Source organism: Streptosporangium sp. NPDC050855, assembly GCF_044456585.1.
Lineage (GTDB): Bacteria > Actinomycetota > Actinomycetes > Streptosporangiales > Streptosporangiaceae > Streptosporangium > Streptosporangium longisporum.
Window position 1 is genome coordinate 53,273 of sequence record NZ_JBITFY010000015.1, and the last position, 17,393, is coordinate 70,665.

The window sequence follows — 17,393 nt, forward strand, 5'->3', positions numbered from 1 at the left end:
GGCGGCCTCCCCGGGCGTGAACACCGACGTCTCCCCGGACGTGAACACGCGCGGGACGTTCACAGCGGGACGTTCACACCGGCCGGGATCGCGCGACGGCGTCACCCGGCAGGGGCCCGTGACGCGGGCACCCGCCCCTGTCGCGCCCGTCCGGGAACGCAGGGCCACCGGAGACCGGACCCGCCGGGCCGCCCCGTACCCCCGGATCGCGGATTTCACCGGAACGGGAAGAATGAACAGCAGTGAACGAACGCGCATGCCGATCGTACGGAAGGCACGTCTGAATGACCGTTTCACCGGCCGGAACCCTTCTCGCCCGTCACCTGCAGGAACTTCGGGCCCTCACCGGTAAGAGCCTGAAGGAGCTCGAACGGGTCACCGCGGCGAGCGATTCCTCGCTCTCCCGTTACTTCTCGGGGGCCGCGTGCCCTCCGTGGTCCGTGGTCGAGGCGTTGTCCCGTGCCGCCGGTCGTGACGCGGAGGAACTGCGTGAGCCGTGGGAGGCCGCCCGGCGGGCCAGGCTGCAGCGCTACCGTCCCTCGTCGCAGGAGACGGCCGGGCCGGGTGACCCGGTGGGACCGCCGGAGCCGCACGAGCCCCCGGAACCGTCCGAGCCGGCCGATTCGCCGGAGCCGCCGGAGCCGTCGGAGCCTTCGAGGTCTTCGGAGCCGTCGGAGCCGGAGAACGCGGGAGGGCCCGACGACCGGAAGGTCCCGCGACACCCGGAAGCCCCGGAAGACCCGGAAGACCCCGGAGCCCCGGAGAGGCCGGGCGCCCCCGAAGGCTCGGTGGGCGCGGCGGGACCGGACGGCCCCGGGGAGACGGCGGGACCGGAGACGGCCGGTCCCCGACGCAGGCGGATCGTGCCGATCCTGGTGACGGCGCTCGGCCTCGGCGGGCTGGCCGGAGCGGGCTACCTGTGGAGCGGCATCGGCGAGGAACGGCCGCCGAAGCGGTACTGCCCGTGGCACTACGTGGTGACCGACGGGGATCCCGCACCGGTGCGGATCGCCGACCGGTCCGGCGCCAACCGGAGGCACCTTCCCAAGACGTACCTGCCGAACGAGGTCTTCTACGTCGCCGAGCCGCCCGTGGTGCGGGACGCGATGATGCAGACGGTCGACGGCTGGGTCACCCAGGGCGACTGGATCCGGCGTGCCCAGGGGCCGTGCGTCGCCGAAGCGGGCAAGGGGACGTAGACGCAGGTCAGGACGTACGGGATGGATGTGGGACGAATCCGGGACGCCGTCGCCGCACCTCGTCGCGCCCGGCTGGCTAACGTTCGGTCCAGAACGCGCCGGCCGTTCCGCGAGCTCGGCCGGCGCCGTGCGCCGGGTCCGGCCCGCAGGCCCGTCCCCCCGTCGCCCACGGTCTGCGCACCGCCCCACGTGGCGGTGCGAGCACACCGGTACGTGGCGGGAGGTCCCTCGGATCCCGCTGTGCGCCGCGCCCGTCTCCGGGCGGTTCTCCCCTCGCGGAACAACGGATGACCAGCACAGGTACGGTCGACCGGTGCCGCCGGCGACCTCCTGACGGGAGGCAGAGGTCAGTGGAGACAGTGGTTCGCACAGAGGATCCGCCCGTGAGGGAACGGTTCGGCTCCTGGCTTTCCTACCTGCCGCGCGCACGACCGGCCGGGGGGACCGGCAGCCCTGCGGGCACGCGGAAAGGAACGGGCACCCCGGAGGACACGCGGGACGAGCCCCAGAGCGACATCGTGGACACGCGGGACGAAACCGGCGGTCCCGCGGATCCGTACGCCCCGGGAGGTCCGCACACCCTGGGGGAGCCGCACGCCCCGGAGGATCCGGGGAACCCGGCCGTCCCGGGAGACCCGGGAGAGCCCGCCGGCCACGTCCCCCCTCCGGCGGCCCCCGTGGCACCCCCCGCCCGCCACCGGCACCCCCTGCTGGCGAGGATCCACGCCTTCGTCGACAGGCACCTGGCCGATCCCCGGCTCTCCCCGGACCTGATCGCCACGGCGCACAACATCTCCAGCCGCTCCCTGTACCGGCTCTTCCAGGCCGAGAACACCACCGTGGCGCGGCTGATCCACGACCGGCGGCTGGAGCGGTGCAGGGACGACCTGACGGATCCCGCCAAGCGTGACCGGCCGATCCACGCCATCGCGGCCCGGTGGGGCTTCGGCACCGCCGCGCACTTCACCCGCGCCTTCCGCACCGCCTACGGGCTCAGCCCCCGGGAGTACCGGCGCCGGCACGGCCGGTGGCCGGCGACCGAGGCCTGACGGGAGGACGGCCCGCGCGCGGGTCCCGGGAGGACGTCACCTCCTGTCAGGGACCGGCGCGGGCCGGACGGGGACGTCCCGCGCCGGTCCCTGACAGGGGGCGGCGCGGAGCGCGGGCGTGGCGAAGGGGGTGACGGCCGCCCGCTCGCCGGGTCCGTCGGACACCGGCTAGACCTGCCAGAGGACGGCGAGCCGCCGGGTGGCCCGGGACGGCACGGTGGGCGCGGCCCGAGCGGCGTCGCGGCCCGCGTTGATCGGCGGATCCCGGCGCCGGCGCACGACCGCGCCACCGGCCGGCCCGTCACCCGATCACTGATCTCCTGCGACCACCGGCCGGGCGTCGGACCCACCTGTCCGGCGGAGGAAAGGGCCGGTGACCTCGTAGGTGACGCCGCCGATCCCGGTGGCGTCACCCCGGGGGCCGCGCCAGGTCCCCCGCCGGTTTCCACGCCGGGATTCATGGCGGGATTCATGGCGGGATTCATGGCGGGCCCCGTGCGGGGAGGAGAAGTAGAGGCGGTCACCGGCCGGGGAGAAGGCGAGGCCGGTGATCTCCGCCCCGGGGTGTCCCACGACCCGTACGAGCGGGACCACGCCCCGGCCGGAGACGATGGCCTTGATCTCTGTGTCGTCGCCGTCGTCGCCGTCGTCGCGGGCGACGCGGAGGCCGCCCGAGGCGGTGCCGGTGACGATGCCGGCCCCGGCCGGCGGAGCACCGGTGTCGTGAACGACGCGCAGGGTCTCGTTCTCCGCGTCGTAGGCCCACACGCGGCCGTCGCCGCCGGTGGTGAACAGGCACACACCGTCGGCGTAGTGGCAGCCCTGCCCCCCGGAGAAGCGCCGGGCGTCCTCGACCTGGTGACGGGTGGCCACCGGCAGCGCCCCGGGATCGGGCACCCGGCGCCAGATCACCCGCTCGCCGCTCCGGCCGGCACTCCGATCGGCATCCCGGCCGACGTCCCGGCCGGTGTCACGGTCGACGGCCCGATCGTGGGAACGGTCGAGGGACCGGCCGGGGGAACGGTCGGCGCAGAGCACCTCCAGCCTGCCCGAGGTCAGGTCTCCCCGGTGGGCCGGACGGAACCGGTAGAAGCAGCCGTCCGGCTCGCCCTCGGTCAGGTAGACCACGTCCCGGACCGGGTCGCAGGCCGTGGCCCCGTGCCTGAAGCGGCCCATGGCCAGGCGCGGCATCGCGGCCCGCGAGCCGTACGGATCGCACTCGAAGACCCTGCCCCGGCCGGTCTCCTCGCACGACAGCCAGGAGTCCCACGGGGTGCGTCCGCCCGCGTGGTTGAGGTCGGTGCCCGACAGGATGCGGTAGGCGCCGGTCACGTCCCCGCCGGGCGCGAACCTGACGGCCGACGCCCCGCCGAGCAGCGGGACCCGCGAGTTGGACACGTAGATCCAGCCGTCGCCGTCCGGGAAGCACGCGCCGCCGTCCGGAGCCGGATGCCAGCGCGTCCCGCCGATCCGGTGCCCGCTGCGGGCGACGACCCTGGCGGTGAACCCCTCCGGCAGCGCCAGCCCGTGAGCGTCCGGCGGGCACAGCGGCCCGTACGGCCCGTACGTTCCGGCCGGGCGTCGCGCGGTGGCGTCCGTCACCGTCACGGCGTCCGTGGCGCCCTGCCGGAGGGAGCCGGCCGGAGCCGCACCGGGCGCCGGAGCCCCGGTGCGCACGAGCGTACGGCGAAGCATGGCTCCTCCTCGTGGTTCCTCGCGGTATGCCACAAGCCGATCGAACCGACATGAACGCCGACACCACAGGCGCAAACTTTGCGTCACCCATCGGGCAAACATCCGCCAAAACAGGTCGACCTATCGCCAAGATCGCCATCAACCCCGGTCCGCGCCCTCACAGTGGGATCACCGTCATCAGACCGGGGAGGACCGTTGACCGAGGGACTCACGTTCGCGAACCTGGTTTCCGAGACCGCGCCACGGGTGCGGACCCGCCGCGCCCTGGTCTTCCTGGACGCTCCCCCGGTCCCCTTCGCCGTCCCCGCCACGACCGCGGCCCGGACGCCCGCCCCGCCCCCGTCGCGGCCCGACCTGCGGCTGGCGAGCGCCCTGCGCGCCGAGGGGTTCACCGTCGACGCCGGGACCAGCGAGGGGCCGGACGCGGACGGCGAGCGCGTGTGGGAGCTGCTGCGCTCGGCGCGCGAGGGCGACCTGCTCGTCGTCCGGCTGCCCGCCGACGGCGGCTGGACCTCGGGACGGCTGGGGGCGATGATCGGCTCGTTCGGCCGCCAGGTCGGCGGGTCGCTCGCCGCCGCCGTGGTGCTGATCGTGGACTTCGGGTGGAGCGCCCTGGGCGGGTCCGCCGGTCCGGTCCGGCAGCTCGCCGTGGCCGGGGAGCCGAAGGTGGCCGCGGCGACGCTGACCCTGACGCTGCGGCTGGACGAGGCGGTGCCGGGCCCGGCCCGGACGCTGACCGACGTCATCGCCGAGGGGCTGGCCACCCGGGCCGCCGACCTCGACGGGGACGGCGCGGTCAGCGTCGGGGACCTGCACGCCTACGCGCTCGCCCGCTACGCGGCGGTCTCGGCCGCCCGTACCCCGATCCTGATCGCCTACGGGGACGTCGCCGGCGTCCCGCTGACCCCGGTGCGGGACGCCTCGGCCGAGCCGCACGCCGCCTTCGCCGTCGCCCTGGCCCGGCTCGGCGAGCCCGTCCCGCCCACGGCCGGGACGGAGATCGTGCGAAGGGTCTACGAGCTGCACCTGAGCGAGCCCGCCAGGGAGATGCTGCGCAGGGCGGCCCTGCTCGACGAGGACGAGCCGATCGACGAGATCCTCGGGGACGCCGGCGAGCTGCGGCAGTGGGGCCTGCTGGGCGAGACGACCACGTTCGCCCATCCGGACGTGCGGGCCTTCGGCCACTCGCGGCTGTCGGCGGCCGAGCGGGCGCAGACCTCGGCGCTGCTGCGCCGTCGCCGCGCCGGGATGCGGACCGTACGGCCCCGGGCCAGGCTCACCGCGGACCGGTGGACCACCGAGGACCAGCTCGGGCACCGGGTCTACGCCGAGGCCATCGCCGCGTTCGTCCGCCACCCCGAGACCCGGCCGCCGCTCACCATCGGCCTCAAGGGGCCGTGGGGCACCGGCAAGACCTCGCTGATGCGGATGATCCAGGACGTCCTGGACCCGGGAGCCGCCGGGGACGCGGCCGTCCCGATCCACCTGCCGGGCACCCGCGCGGAACGGACGCTGACCAACGCCGAGGTGCTGGCCAGGGCGGGGCGCCGGGGCCGGGAGAGCGCCGGGCAGGCCGAGCCGGACCCGCTCCCGCTGCGGCCTGCGGACTGGCGGCCCACGGTCTGGTTCAACCCGTGGATGTACCAGAGCGGCGAGCAGGTCTGGGCCGGGCTGGCACACGAGATCATCAGCCAGGTCACCCGGCGGCTGCCCCGCGCCGAACGGGAGCGGTTCTGGCTGGAGCTGAACCTGTCCAGGATCGACCGGGAGGCGGTCCGCAGGCGCGCCTACCGGCTGGCGATGACCCGCCTGGCGCCGGTGGCCCTCGGCCTGGTGGCCACGCTCGTGGTCACCGGGGCGCTGATGGCGGCCACCGCGCTGCTGCCCGCCTTCGGCGTGCTGCTGGGCAACGCCGCCGCCGCCGTGGGCGCGACGGGCTCCGCGGTGGTGGTGGGGGTGGGCGCGCTGCGGCTGGCGCGGTTCTTCGGCGAGGCCGCGGACAACGCCTTCCGCGGCCTGGTCACCCAGCCGGACCTGCTGGGCTCCGGCGGCCTGGCCGACGGGGCGCTCCCGGACGCCGTGACCGTGCCGGGGTACCGCTCCAGGACCGGCTTCCTGCACCTGGTCCAGACCGACATGCGGCAGGTCCTCGACCTGGTCGCCACCGAGGGGCGCCCGCTGGTGGTCTTCGTGGACGACCTGGACCGCTGCTCGCCGGGAACGGTGGCGCAGGTGATCGAGGCGATCAACCTCTTCCTCGCCGGGGAGTTCCCCAACTGCGTCTTCGTCCTGGCCATGGAGCCGGAGGTGGTCGTCGCGCACATCGAGGCCGCCTACCCCGAGCTGGCCGGGACCCTGCCCGGTGGCGGCCGGGCCGGGCTGGGCTGGCGGTTCCTGGAGAAGATCGTGCAGCTGCCGCTGAGCGTGCCGCTGCTGGACGACGCCGACCGGCTGCCCGCCTTCGTGCGGGCACTGCTGGGCGTGCCCGATGTCACACCGAATCCGGCCGGACCGTGTCCGGCGGGTCCCCCAGCCGCCCTGGAACGGCTCGACCCGCCACCGGATCCGGCCGGACCGCGTTCACGCGGTCCCCTGTCTCCCGCACGGCCCTTCCCGGACGACGCGGCCGGACCGGGTTCGCCCGGCGCCGGCGCGCCGGCGGGAACGGCCGTGCCGGGGCGGCGGGCACCGGTGTGGGCACCGGGAACGTGGGCCTCGGCGAACGTGCCGGGGTCGCGGACGTCGATGGAGACGCTGGGGGCACGGGCGCCGGTGAAGGAGGCGGCACCGCGGACCGCGGTGGACGTGCCGCCCGTGCCCGGCCCGTGGGCGAGCGACCCGCCCGACCCGGTCCAGGTGAGCCGGCTGCAGGACGCCATCTGGGCGCTGCGGCCGACCACGACCACCATCGACGAGGCCGCCCGGCTGGCGCAGGACGCGCTCGGCATCGAGTGCTCCGACGCGGTCGGCGGCCTCTGCGCGGCCACCCGCGAGGCCGCCGACCGGGTCTTCGACGACCTCTACAGCGACGAGAACGCCTACCGGGCCATCGAGTTCGTGCTGCCGGCCCTGACGTTCTTCAACCCGCGCGAGATCAAGCGGTACGTCAACGTCTTCCGTTTCTACTCGTTCCTGACCTACCGCCGCGCCCTCGCCGGAGCGGCCCCGGCCTCGGACGGCGAGGTCGCCAAGCTCGCGGCACTGGCCGTGCAGTGGCCGCACCTGCTGACGCTGCTGGTCAGGGAGATCGACGGGGTGAGCGTGCTGCGGCGGCTGGAGGGGGCCGCGGGCGACGCCGAGAGCTGGCGGCGCACCCTGCGCGACACCGGCCTGACCACCCCCGACCTTCCCGGGTTCGCCCACCTGGACTCGCTGCGGGACCTGCTCGCCCGCCCCCATCCCATCGCCGAGCTGGCCCGCTACCTGCTGTGACCCTCCCGGTGGAGGGAGGGCTCGCCCCAGTCCCACAGCGCCTGCAGCACGGGGCCGAGGCGGCGGCCCCGCTCGGTGAGGGTGTAGCGGACCCGGGGCGGCCACCCCGGCATCCGGTGGCGGTCGAGCACGCCGGCCCCGGTCAGGTGTGCCAGCCGGTCGGACAGCACCTTGTCCGACAGGCCGGGAAGGGCCCGGCGCAGCTCGCTGAACGTGTGGTCGTCCCGCAGGAACTCCCGGACGACCAGGGTCGTCCAGCGGCCGTGCAGGGCCGCGAGGGTGATCTCCACCGGGCAGGACGGGGTGGGCTCGGTGACGTCCGCGCGCGGGTCGTCGGGCAGGCCGGGCCGGACCGGGGCCGGGTGGCCGACCGTTTGGTGAGTCACGAGGGCGCCTCCTAGCGTTGCCGCGTTCCCCCGATTCCTACCTCCTACCGGGAAGGACGTGCGTGATGCGACGACTCGCCGAGATCCCCCAGGACGTTCCGGCGGTGTTCGCCGAGCGTTTCAACAGCGGTGACCCCGAGGCGCTGGCGGAGATCTACGAGGACGGCACGGTGTTCGTCGCCGAACCGGGCTCGCCGCTGACCGGCCGGGAGGCGTACGAGGCCAACGCCGCCTTCATGGCCCTCGGCCTCCCGATCACGGTGCGGCCGCGCCAGGTCTACAGCACCGGCGACCTCGCCCTGCTGATCGTCGACTGGGTCATCGAGGGCACCGGCCCCGACGGCGCGCCCGCGCACATCGAGGGCACCGCCACCGACGTCGCCCGGCGCGGACCGGACGGACGCTGGCGGTACGCCATCGACAACGTGTTCGGCGTACGGGCGACGGCCGGGTGAACCCGGGCCTTCCGCCCCGCCGGGATCGTCCTGCCCACGGGTGAAGGATCCCGGCGGTGACGGGAGGCACCGTGCCCGGTGCGGAGGGCGCCCCGGCCCGCGGGGACGGGGCGCCCGGCAGACGACCTAGCGCTGGGCCTCGATCATCCAGTGGTACTTCTCCAGGTCCTGGGTGATCTCGATGAGCAGGTCCTGGGTCATCGGGTCGGCCTTCTCGGTGGCGGTGACGCGTTCGCGCATCCGGCGGACGATGGAGCCGAGGATGTCCGTCATCGCGGCGACGACCTTGCCGTCGTTGAGATAACCCGGCTCCAGCTGCGGCACCTCGGTGCTCTTCGCGAGCGTGGAACCCCGGCCGTCGGGGTTGCACCCCATGGCCACCGCTCGCTCGGCGACGGTGTCCGCGTGCTTCCTGGCAGCCGAGACGATCTTGTCGAGCTGCAGGTGCAGGGAGCGGAAGTTGTGACCGATCACGTTCCAGTGGGCCTGCTTGGTCAGCAGTGACAGGTCGAGCAGGTCGACGAGCGAGCCCTGGAGCGCGGTGGCGATGACCTTCTTGTCTTCCGGATTGAGCGGGCTGGTGATCGCGGACATAGAGCGTCCCCCCTGTTTTCGCCTTAATCTCCGGTTTCGTACTGAATGTCCGTACCCACACATCCGGCTTCTTATGTTGACACTGTCATGATTACAGTGTCACTATCTCCGTATGGAATGGACCATCGGTGAACTGGCCGAGCAGGCGTCGGCGGCGCTGGCCCCCACCGCCCGGCCCAACGGGCGGGTCAGGGACGTGCCCAACGAGCGCGTGATCCGGTGGTACTCCACGATCGGCCTCCTCGACCCGCCCTCGGCCCGCCGGGGACGGGTGGCCGTGTACGGCAGGCGGCACCTGCTCCAGCTGATCGCCGTCAAGCGGCGCCAGGCCGACGGGCGGAGCATCGCCGAGATCCAGGTCGAGCTGGCCGGGGCCACCGACCGGACCCTGGAGGCCATCGCCCGCCTCCCCGAGGCGCCACCGGAGCACAGACCCGAGCGGGCACCGGGCCGGGGAACCGGCCGGGGACCGGTTCCGGACCAGGGGCCGGCGCCGGAGCGGGGACCGGCTCCGGACGACGGGTCGAACCACGAGCCGGACCGGGGATCGGCCCGGCGGGGACACGCGGCCGGGGCCCCCTCCCCCGCGACGGCACGGCCGCGCTTCTGGACCGGCGCCCCGGCGTCGGCCCCCTCCCGGCCGGCGCCCGCCCCGGCCGCACGACCCGTTCCCCCGGCCCCTCCCACCGCCTCGGGCGCGCCGGAGATGCCGACCGTGCCACCCGTGCCACCCGTGCCACCCGCGCCGTACGCCCGTCCCGCCCTCCCCGCCGTCCCGGCAGCCGTGGCCGTACACGGTGTACGGCTGGCGGACGGCGTGACGCTGCTGCTCGACGGCGGGCAGGGTGGCGGGCGCGCCCCGTCGCCCGACGAACTCGCCGAGATCGCCGCCGCCTCGCGGGAGCTCCTGTCGCTCCTGCGCGAACGCGGCCTCACACCTCCGGAAGGACCGCACCCATGACCGTTTCCATCACCACTCTGCGACCGGAGGAGTGCCTGCCCGTCCCGGACGCCGGGCTGGGGGCGCTGACCACCGAACGCGGCAACCTGCCGCTGGAGAGCGTGGACGTGACCGCCGCCGTGTCCGGCCTGACGGCCGGGGTCGAGGTGGTCCAAGGGTTCCGCAACCCCTACGACGTGGCCCTGGAGGCGACCTACGTCTTCCCGCTGCCCGACCGGGCCGCCGTGACCGCGTTCCGGATGGAGGCCGACGGCCGGGTCGTCGAGGGCGTGCTGAAGGAGCGCGGCCAGGCCAGGGCCGACTACGACCAGGCGATCTCCCAGGGCAGGCGGGCCGCGATCGCCGAGGAGGACCGGCCGGACGTCTTCACCATCAGGGTCGGCAACATCGTGCCGGGCGAGCGGGTCACCGTGCACCTGACGCTGGACCAGCCGCTCCCGTACGAGGACGGCGCGGCCACCTTCCGGTTCCCGCTGGTCGTGGCCCCGCGCTACATCCCCGGCACCCCGCTGGACGGCGAGCCGGCCGGTGACGGCTGGGCCCCGGACACCGACGCGGTCCCGGACGCCTCCCGGATCACCCCGCCGGTGCTGCTGCCGGGCTTTCCCGACCCGGTCCGGCTCTCGCTGGCCGTCTCCGTCGACCCGGCCGGCCTGGAACTGCGCGAGATGCGCTCCAGCCTGCACGTGGTCCGCGAGGAGGGCGGCACCGTACGCCTCCAGCCGGGCGAGCGCCTGGACCGCGACTTCATCCTGCGGCTGGCCTTCGACGCCTCCACCTCGCTCGCCCTCGCCCCCGACGCCCGTCCCGGCGACGGCTCAGGGGCCGGGACCGGCTCAGGGGCCGGGACCGGCTCAGGGGCCGGGACCGGCTCAGGGGCCGGCGGGACCGATGAGGCCGGGGGCACGTTCACGCTGACCGTCGTCCCCGGCGCCGAGTCCGCCGGGGGCGAGATCCGGAGCAAGGACGTGGTGCTGGTCCTCGACCGCTCGGGCAGCATGACCGGCTGGAAGATGGTGGCCGCCCGGCGCGCCGCCGCCCGCATCGTCGACACGCTCACCTCGCGCGACCGGTTCGCGGTGCTCTCCTTCGACACCGAGGTGGAGCACCCCGACGGGCTCGGCGAGGGCCTGTCGGTTGCGTCCGACCGCAACCGCTACCGGGCCGTGGAGCACCTGGCCAGGCTGGAGGCGCGCGGCGGCACCGAGATGCTGACCCCGCTGGAGCGGGCCGTCACGCTGCTCGGCGACTCGGCCGGGGACCGGGTGCTGGTGCTCGTCACCGACGGCCAGGTCGGCAACGAGGACCAGATCCTGGAGCGGATCGGCCGTCGGCTCACCGGGGTGCGGGTGCACACGGTCGGCATCGACCAGGCGGTCAACGCCGGTTTCCTGGGCAGGCTGGCCGGGCTGGGAGGCGGCCGGTGCGAGCTGGTCGAGTCCGAGGACCGGCTGGACGAGGCCATGGAGCACATCCACCGCCGGATCGGCGCGCCCCTGGTGACCGACCTGTCCCTCAAGGCCGACGGGCTCGACCTGGTCACCGAGACCGTCAGTCACCTCGGTTCGATCTATCCGGGCGTCCCGCTCACCGTGTTCGGCCGCTACCGCGGCACGGCGGCCGGGACGATCACCGTGAAAGGGCTGGACGCGGCGGGCCGTCCGTGGGAGCGCCGGGTCGGCGCGACGACGGTGGACGCCCCGGCGATGCGCTCGATCTGGGCGCGGGCCCGGCTGCGGATCCTGGAGGACCGGTACGCGGCCGGTGACCGGTCGCTGGAGGCCGAGATCGTCGAGACCTCGCTCAGGTACGGGGTGCTCTGCCGGTTCACCGCCTTCGTCGCGGTCGACAGCCAGGTGGTCGCCGAGGGCGGCCCCGGGCACCGGGTGATCCAGCCGGTGGAGCTGCCCGGTGGCTGGGCGAGCCCGGCCCCGTCGGCACCGATGATGCCCATGATGCTGTCCACGGCGGCCTACACGGGCGCGGCCCCGCCCTCGCCGGCCCCGATGGGCCCGCCCGGGATGGCCGCCCCCGGCTCCCCTCCGGCGTTCGGGGCCAGTCAGGCCGTGGCCGGTATGCCGCAGGAGGCGGCGGCGGGCGGTTTCGACGACCGCGCGCGGATGCTGCCCCGTTCCGCCCCGAAGGCGGCGGCCCCCCGGCGGGGTGGTGCGGTGCAGGAGCCGCCGAGGGAGCAGCTCGCCCAGGAGCTGAAGCTGCTGCGCGCCGCGGAGTCCCTGCCCGACGCCGAACGGCTGCGCGTCCTGGAGGACCTGGGCAGCCGGCTCGCGGCCCTGGCCGTCTACCTGGGCGGCCACCCGGAGCTGACCGCCCTGGCCGAGGACCTGCAGGCGGGCGGTGACCTGGACGCGCTCTGGCGCCGGGCCGTGGAGGGTCTGGAGGCGCTCACCGGCCCCGCCAGGCGCCGGCCGTTCTGGAAGCGCTGACCCTCGTCCCCGGGGCCGGGAACCCTGGCGTGAACCCGGGTGCGAGAACCCGGGTGTGAACCCGGGCCCGTTCCCGGACCCCGCGAACGGGTCCGGGAACGGGACGGGTCCGGAGACGGGGCCAGGAACGGGAACGGCTCCGGAGACGGTCCGCGAACGGCCCCGGGAACGGGCCACGAGCCCCCGGCGTCCGCGACAGGAGGACCTCCGGCACCGGATCGTGGCCGCGACCGGGGCGGGAAGGCGGGAAAAGGGGGCTTTCAGGCCAGGCCGCTCCACATAAGGTGGCGGGATGGTGATTCTGGACGGCGGCCTGGCCACGCACCTGGAGGAGCTGGGCGCGGACCTGCGAGACGACCTGTGGTCGGCGAGACTCCTGCTGGAGAACCCCTCCGTGATCCGGCAGGCGCATCTCGACTACTTCGCTGCGGGCGCCGAGGTGGCGATAACCGCGAGCTACCAGGCGAGCATTCCGGCCTTCATGCGCCGGGGGCTGAACGCCGCCGAGGCCGAGGATCTGATCATGTTGTCCGTGCACCTGGCCGCCCAGGCCAGGGACGCCCACGGCTCCGGCACGGTGGCCGCCAGCGTCGGCCCGTACGGCGCCTACCTGGCGAACGGCGCCGAGTACACCGGCGACTACGACCTCGACGAGGACGGCCTGACCGACTGGCACCGCGACCGCTGGCAGATCCTGGCCGACAGCGAGGCCGACCTGCTGGCCTGCGAGACCATCCCGTCCTACGCCGAGGCCAGGGCGCTGCGGCGGCTGCTCGCCGAGACGCCGGAGATGCGGGCGTGGGTGAGCTTCTCCTGCCGCGACGGCGAGCACATCAACGACGGCACCCCGCTCAGGACGGCGGCCGCGCTCTTCGCGGGCAACCCCCAGGTGATCGCGATCGGGGTCAACTGCACGGCACCGCGCCACGTGCTCAGCCTGATCTCACAGGTCAAGGGGAAGCCCAGCATGGCCTACCCCAACTCGGGCGAGGTCTGGGACTCGGAGAACCGGCGCTGGCTGGGGCTGGCCGACCCGGTGGAGTTCGGCGAGGCCGCGGCCCGCTGGAACGCCGAGGGGGCGGCCTTCGTGGGCGGCTGCTGCCGTACCACCCCGGAGCACATCCGCCAGATCCGCGCCCACCTCACCTGATCACCCGCTGCCCTCAGGAAGCACGGCCGGTCCGGCGCGCGGCCCACCGGGGACGGGGTCCCGGCGACGGCCCCCGCAGAACCGCGGGACCGCGCCACCGGCACCCCGGGACCCCGGGACCCCGGGACGTCACCTGGCGGGCCAGCCGAACCTCTCCGCGGGCGGTACCTCGGCCCCCGGGCGCGGCTCGTGGCGTTCCAGCGGCTGGCCGCGCCGGATCAGGGCGCGCAGGTCGGCCAGGGTGCCGGAGACGGCCCCGTCGGCCCTGGCCTGGACGAGGACGTTGCCGATCGAGGTGGCCTCGACCGGGCCGGCGACCACGGGAAGGCCGCAGGCGTCGGCGGTGAGCCGGCAGAGCAGGGCGTTGCGCGAGCCTCCGCCGACGATGTGCACGGTGTCCACCGCCTGCCCGGTGAGCCGCCGGGCGTCCTGGATCGCGGCCCGGTGGGCCAGGGCCAGGGAGTCGACCACGCAGCGGACCGTCCGCGCCCGGGTGTCCGGGACGGGCTGGCCGGTACGGCGGCAGAAGTCGGCGATGCGCGCGGGCATGTCGCCGGGAGCGTGGAAGACCGGGTCGTCGGCGTCCACCGCGGACCGGAACGGCTCCTCGCGCGCGGCCGCCTCCAGCAGCGCCTCCAGGTCCACGCGCCCGCCCGGTCCGGCGCCCCGCCCGGCACCGGACGCTCCCGGTACGTCCGCGCCGGACGCGTCCGCCGGGTCATGGCCGGCGGCCGAGTCGTCCGCGAGGCCGTCCCCGGCCACCGACCAGGTGCGGAGGCACTCCTGCAGGAGCCACAGGCCGGTGACGTTGCGCAGGTAGCGCACGGTGCCGTCGATGCCCGCCTCGTTGGTGAAGTTGGCCCGCCGCCCCTCCTCGCTGATCATGGGCTGGTCCAGCTCGACGCCGACCAGCGACCAGGTGCCGCAGGAGATGTAGGCGAACCGCTCGTCCGCCGCCGGGACCCCGGCCACCGCGGAGGCGGTGTCGTGGGAGCCGACCGCGATGACCCGGGTGGCCGCCGGCAGCCCGACCTCGGCCGCGACCTCGGGAAGCAGCGGGCCGATCACCTCTCCGGGGCGCCGGATCGGCGGCAGGATCCCGGCCGCGGGGCCGAGGCCGCCGGCCAGCACCGGGTCCCACTCGCGGGTCCTGGCGTCGAGCAGCTGGGTGGTGGAGGCGTTGGTCAGCTCCGCGCCGATCCGGCCGGTCAGCCAGTACGCGATCAGGTCGGGGATGAGCAGCAGCGTCGCGGCCGAGGCCAGCCGGGGCTCGGCGGCGAGCTGGTGGATCGTGTTGAACGGCTGGCGGGCGATGCCGGTGCGGGCGTACAGCTCCTCGAAGGGGACGTCGCTCGTCCGGTGCTCGGTGCGCGCGTCGCGGTAGTGCACCGGGTTGCCGAGCAGCGCGCCGCGCTCGTCCAGCAGCCCGTAGTCGACGGCCCAGGAGTCGATCCCGATGCCGTCCACCGGACCGGCCGCGCGCAGGCCGTCCAGCACGCCCCGGTGGATCCGCAGGATGTCCCAGTACAGGGTGCCGCCGGCCCGGACGGGCACGTTCGCGAAACGGTGCACCTCGCGCAGGTCGAGGGTGTCGGGCCCGATCTCGGCGACCACCACCCGGCCGCTCGACGCGCCGAGGTCGACCGCGGCGTACCGCCGGGTCCCCGGTGCCGACTGCATGCAAGCTCCTCTCGGGGGACGTCCGCCGCGCCCGACCGGCGGGGCGACGGGACGGAAGGGATCGGCGGGGGTCAGCGCAGGAACGCGGCCGCGACGCCCGCGTCGACCGGGACGTGCAGGCCCGTGGTCTGGGTCAGCTGGGTCAGCTGGAAGACCGCCCCGGCCACGTGCTCGGGCAGCACCTCGCGCTTGAGCAGGGTGCGCTGCGCGTAGAACTCGCCCAGCTTCTCCTCCTCCACCCCGTAGACCGCCGCCCGGTTGGCGCCCCAGCCGGAGGCGAAGATGCCCGAGCCGCGCACCACCCCGTCGGGGTTGACGCCGTTGACCCGGATGCCGTGCCCGCCCAGCTCTGCCGCGAGCAGCCGTACCTGGTGGGCCTGGTCGGCCTTGGCCGCGCCGTAGGCCACGTTGTTCGGCCCGGCGAACACCGCGTTCTTCGAGGAGATGTACACGATCTCCCCGCCCATCCCCTGGGCGATCATGACGCGGGCGCTCTCCCGGGAGACCAGGAACGAGCCCCGGGCCATCACGTCGTGCTGCAGGTCCCAGTCGGCCACCGTGGTCTCCAGCAGCGAGCGCGAGAGTGACAGCCCGGCGTTGTTGACCACCAGGTCCACCCCGCCGAACGCCAGCACGGCCTCCCGGAGCGCGGCGCGCACCTGCTCCTCGTCGGTGACGTCCACCCGGACCGCGACCGCGACGTCCTCGGGCCGGTACGCCTTCGCGCCCAGCTCTCCGGCCACCTTCCTGGCGGCGTCCAGGTCGCGGTCGGCCACCACCACGCAGGCCCCCTCGGCGGCCAGCCTGCGCGCGGTCGCCGCGCCGATGCCGGACCCGCCGCCGGTCACCAGCGCGACCCGGGTGGCCAGCGGCCGGGCCGGGGGCATCCGGCGCAGCTTGGCCTCCTCCAGCTCCCAGTACTCGATCCGGAACTTCTCGCTCTCCTCGATCGGCGCGTACGAGGAGATCGCCTCGGCGCCGCGCATCACGTTGATCGCGTTGACGTAGAACTCCCCGGCCACCCGCGCGGTCTGCTTGTCCCTGCCGAAGGAGAACATGCCGACCCCGGGGACGAGCACGATCGCCGGGTCGGCCCCGCGCATCGCGGGCGAGCCCTCCGTGGCGTGGCGCCGGTAGTAGGCCGCGTACCGCTCGCGGTAGGCGGCGTGCAGCTCCCGCAGCCGGGCGACCACGTCCTCCAGGGGCGCTCCGGCGGGCAGGTCCACCACCAGCGGGGCCACCTTGGTGCGCAGGAAGTGGTCGGGGCAGGAGGTGCCCAGCGCCGCCAGCGCGGGGTGGCGTTCGCGCGACAGGAAGTCCAGCACCTCGTCGGTGGCGGTGTGGTGGCCGACCTGCGGGGCGTCGGTCGAGGCCAGGCCGCGGACCACCGGCAGCAGCGCCGCCGCCCGCTCGGCCCGCGCCGCCGCCTCCAGCGGCTCGTACCCTTCGAGCACCGGCCCGAACGGCTCGGCGCGGCCGTGCTCGGCGATGTACGCCTCCGCGGTACGGATGATCTCCAGTGAGCTGGCCTCGCACTCGGCCGAGGTGTCGCCCCAGGCGGTGATGCCGTGCCCGCCCAGGATGCAGCCGATCGCCGCGGGGTTGCCGGCCTTGATGGCCGCGATGTCCAGGCCGAGCTGGAAGCCGGGACGCCGCCAGGGCACCCACACGACCCGCTCGCCGAAGATCCGCGCGGTCAGGTCCTCGCCGTCGGCCGCGGTGGCGATCGCGATGCCCGCGTCGGGGTGCAGGTGGTCCACGTGCGCGGCGTCCACCAGGCCGTGCATCGCGGTGTCGATCGACGGGGCCGCGCCCCCGGGGCCGAAGGCGCAGAAGCCGAAGGCCGCGACCATCTCGTCCTCGCGCTCGACCCCCGGGTACACCCCGGTCAGTGCCCGCAGCCGGTCCAGCCGGAGCACCGCCAGGCCCCGCTCGGTCAGCGTGCCCAGGTCTCCCCCGGAGCCCTTCACCCACATGACCTCGGCGGGCTCCCCGGTCACCGGGTCGGTCACCGCCCCCTTGGCCGAGGTGTTCCCGCCCGCGAAGTTCGTGTTCCGCGGGTCGGCTCCCAGCGTGTGCGACCGCTGCAGGAGCTCCTCAACCGGCGACGTCATGGCCTCTCCCCACTCGTGTGCCCACCGCCCGCCCGGCCGCGTGCCGGAACGCGGGTACACCGCTGCGCGCATGGTTTAAAAACGTTTTAATAGTGATGACGAAGCTACGCGGCAGGTCCGGCACTGTCAACGCCGACCCACAGGATTACTGAATTGATACGTTTTTACCATTGGTGCCCGCGCTGACAAGTGCGGGGGCCGCGCCCTACCGTGGTCACCGGCCGACCACCGTCC

General features: G+C 74.7%; 12 protein-coding genes. 7 read left to right on the forward strand and 5 right to left on the reverse strand.

Translation table 11 applies throughout. The features are described 5' to 3' along the window. Window positions 1–284 precede the first annotated feature (284 nt). Window positions 285–1,199 carry a helix-turn-helix domain-containing protein gene (locus ACIBCT_RS27490; protein ID WP_399193315.1) on the forward strand — a complete coding sequence of 305 codons (915 nt, stop codon included), beginning with the start codon at window positions 285–287 and terminating at the stop codon, window positions 1,197–1,199. A gap of 677 nt (window positions 1,200–1,876) precedes the next feature. Beyond that, window positions 1,877–2,248 carry a helix-turn-helix domain-containing protein gene (locus tag ACIBCT_RS27495; RefSeq protein WP_399193317.1) on the forward strand — a complete coding sequence of 124 codons (372 nt, stop codon included), beginning with the start codon at window positions 1,877–1,879 and terminating at the stop codon, window positions 2,246–2,248. Between the two features lie 309 nt (window positions 2,249–2,557). Here the strand turns inward: ACIBCT_RS27495 and ACIBCT_RS27500 are convergent, their stop codons facing one another. After that, window positions 2,558–3,943, reverse strand: a complete 1,386-nt coding sequence (locus tag ACIBCT_RS27500; protein WP_399193320.1) for an alkaline phosphatase PhoX — start codon at window positions 3,941–3,943, stop codon at window positions 2,558–2,560. Between the two features lie 195 nt (window positions 3,944–4,138). Here ACIBCT_RS27500 and ACIBCT_RS27505 point away from each other — a divergent pair, with 195 nt between their 5' ends. Continuing rightward, entirely contained in the window at window positions 4,139–7,375 is a 3,237-nt protein-coding gene (locus ACIBCT_RS27505; protein WP_399193322.1) for a P-loop NTPase fold protein, read from the forward strand. On the opposite strand, the gene ACIBCT_RS27510 is transcribed toward ACIBCT_RS27505, so the two are convergent. Beyond that, window positions 7,363–7,761, reverse strand: a complete 399-nt coding sequence (locus tag ACIBCT_RS27510; protein ID WP_399193324.1) for a winged helix-turn-helix transcriptional regulator — start codon at window positions 7,759–7,761, stop codon at window positions 7,363–7,365. The two genes, ACIBCT_RS27505 and ACIBCT_RS27510, sit on opposite strands and share 13 nt — an antisense overlap. Window positions 7,762–7,826: 65 nt before the next feature. Between ACIBCT_RS27510 and ACIBCT_RS27515 the strand changes: the two genes are divergently transcribed. Further along, window positions 7,827–8,216, forward strand: a complete 390-nt coding sequence (locus tag ACIBCT_RS27515; protein ID WP_399193326.1) for a YybH family protein — start codon at window positions 7,827–7,829, stop codon at window positions 8,214–8,216. 126 nt (window positions 8,217–8,342) lie between these two features. Here the strand turns inward: ACIBCT_RS27515 and ACIBCT_RS27520 are convergent, their stop codons facing one another. Further along, complete coding sequence (locus ACIBCT_RS27520; protein ID WP_399193328.1) at window positions 8,343–8,810, reverse strand: Dps family protein; 468 nt, start codon at window positions 8,808–8,810, stop codon at window positions 8,343–8,345. A 112-nt stretch (window positions 8,811–8,922) separates the two neighbouring features. Between ACIBCT_RS27520 and ACIBCT_RS27525 the strand changes: the two genes are divergently transcribed. The 3 genes from ACIBCT_RS27525 to mmuM all read left to right on the forward strand — a co-directional run bounded on the left by ACIBCT_RS27525 (window position 8,923) and on the right by mmuM (window position 13,365). Continuing rightward, window positions 8,923–9,771, forward strand: a complete 849-nt coding sequence (locus ACIBCT_RS27525; protein WP_399193331.1) for a MerR family transcriptional regulator — start codon at window positions 8,923–8,925, stop codon at window positions 9,769–9,771. Then, entirely contained in the window at window positions 9,768–12,215 is a 2,448-nt protein-coding gene (locus tag ACIBCT_RS27530) for a VIT domain-containing protein (RefSeq protein ID WP_399193332.1), read from the forward strand. The genes ACIBCT_RS27525 and ACIBCT_RS27530 overlap by 4 nt, the downstream gene beginning before the upstream one ends. A 292-nt stretch (window positions 12,216–12,507) precedes the next feature. After that, entirely contained in the window at window positions 12,508–13,365 is an 858-nt protein-coding gene (gene mmuM, locus ACIBCT_RS27535) for a homocysteine S-methyltransferase (protein WP_399193334.1), read from the forward strand. A 129-nt stretch (window positions 13,366–13,494) separates the two neighbouring features. Here mmuM and ACIBCT_RS27540 read toward each other — a convergent pair whose 3' ends face one another. Together ACIBCT_RS27540 and ACIBCT_RS27545 are read right to left on the reverse strand one after the other, a co-directional pair. Continuing rightward, window positions 13,495–15,045 carry a rhamnulokinase family protein gene (locus tag ACIBCT_RS27540; protein WP_399193336.1) on the reverse strand — a complete coding sequence of 517 codons (1,551 nt, stop codon included), beginning with the start codon at window positions 15,043–15,045 and terminating at the stop codon, window positions 13,495–13,497. 71 nt (window positions 15,046–15,116) lie between these two features. Next, window positions 15,117–17,231 carry a bifunctional aldolase/short-chain dehydrogenase gene (locus ACIBCT_RS27545; protein WP_399193338.1) on the reverse strand — a complete coding sequence of 705 codons (2,115 nt, stop codon included), beginning with the start codon at window positions 17,229–17,231 and terminating at the stop codon, window positions 15,117–15,119. Between the last annotated feature and the right edge of the window lie 162 nt (window positions 17,232–17,393).

Excerpts from the sequence above, each read along its gene's own strand:
- ACIBCT_RS27490 (WP_399193315.1), top strand. The coding sequence starts at position 285 with ATGACCGTTTCACCGGCCGGAACCCTTCTCGCCCGTCACCTGCAGGAA.
- ACIBCT_RS27500 (WP_399193320.1), bottom strand. The coding sequence starts at position 3,943 with ATGCTTCGCCGTACGCTCGTGCGCACCGGGGCTCCGGCGCCCGGTGCG.
- ACIBCT_RS27515 (WP_399193326.1), top strand. The coding sequence starts at position 7,827 with ATGCGACGACTCGCCGAGATCCCCCAGGACGTTCCGGCGGTGTTCGCC.
- ACIBCT_RS27520 (WP_399193328.1), bottom strand. The coding sequence starts at position 8,810 with ATGTCCGCGATCACCAGCCCGCTCAATCCGGAAGACAAGAAGGTCATC.
- ACIBCT_RS27525 (WP_399193331.1), top strand. The coding sequence starts at position 8,923 with ATGGAATGGACCATCGGTGAACTGGCCGAGCAGGCGTCGGCGGCGCTG.
- ACIBCT_RS27530 (WP_399193332.1), top strand. The coding sequence starts at position 9,768 with ATGACCGTTTCCATCACCACTCTGCGACCGGAGGAGTGCCTGCCCGTC.
- mmuM (WP_399193334.1), top strand. The coding sequence starts at position 12,508 with ATGGTGATTCTGGACGGCGGCCTGGCCACGCACCTGGAGGAGCTGGGC.
- ACIBCT_RS27540 (WP_399193336.1), bottom strand. The coding sequence starts at position 15,045 with ATGCAGTCGGCACCGGGGACCCGGCGGTACGCCGCGGTCGACCTCGGC.
- ACIBCT_RS27545 (WP_399193338.1), bottom strand. The coding sequence starts at position 17,231 with ATGCGCGCAGCGGTGTACCCGCGTTCCGGCACGCGGCCGGGCGGGCGG.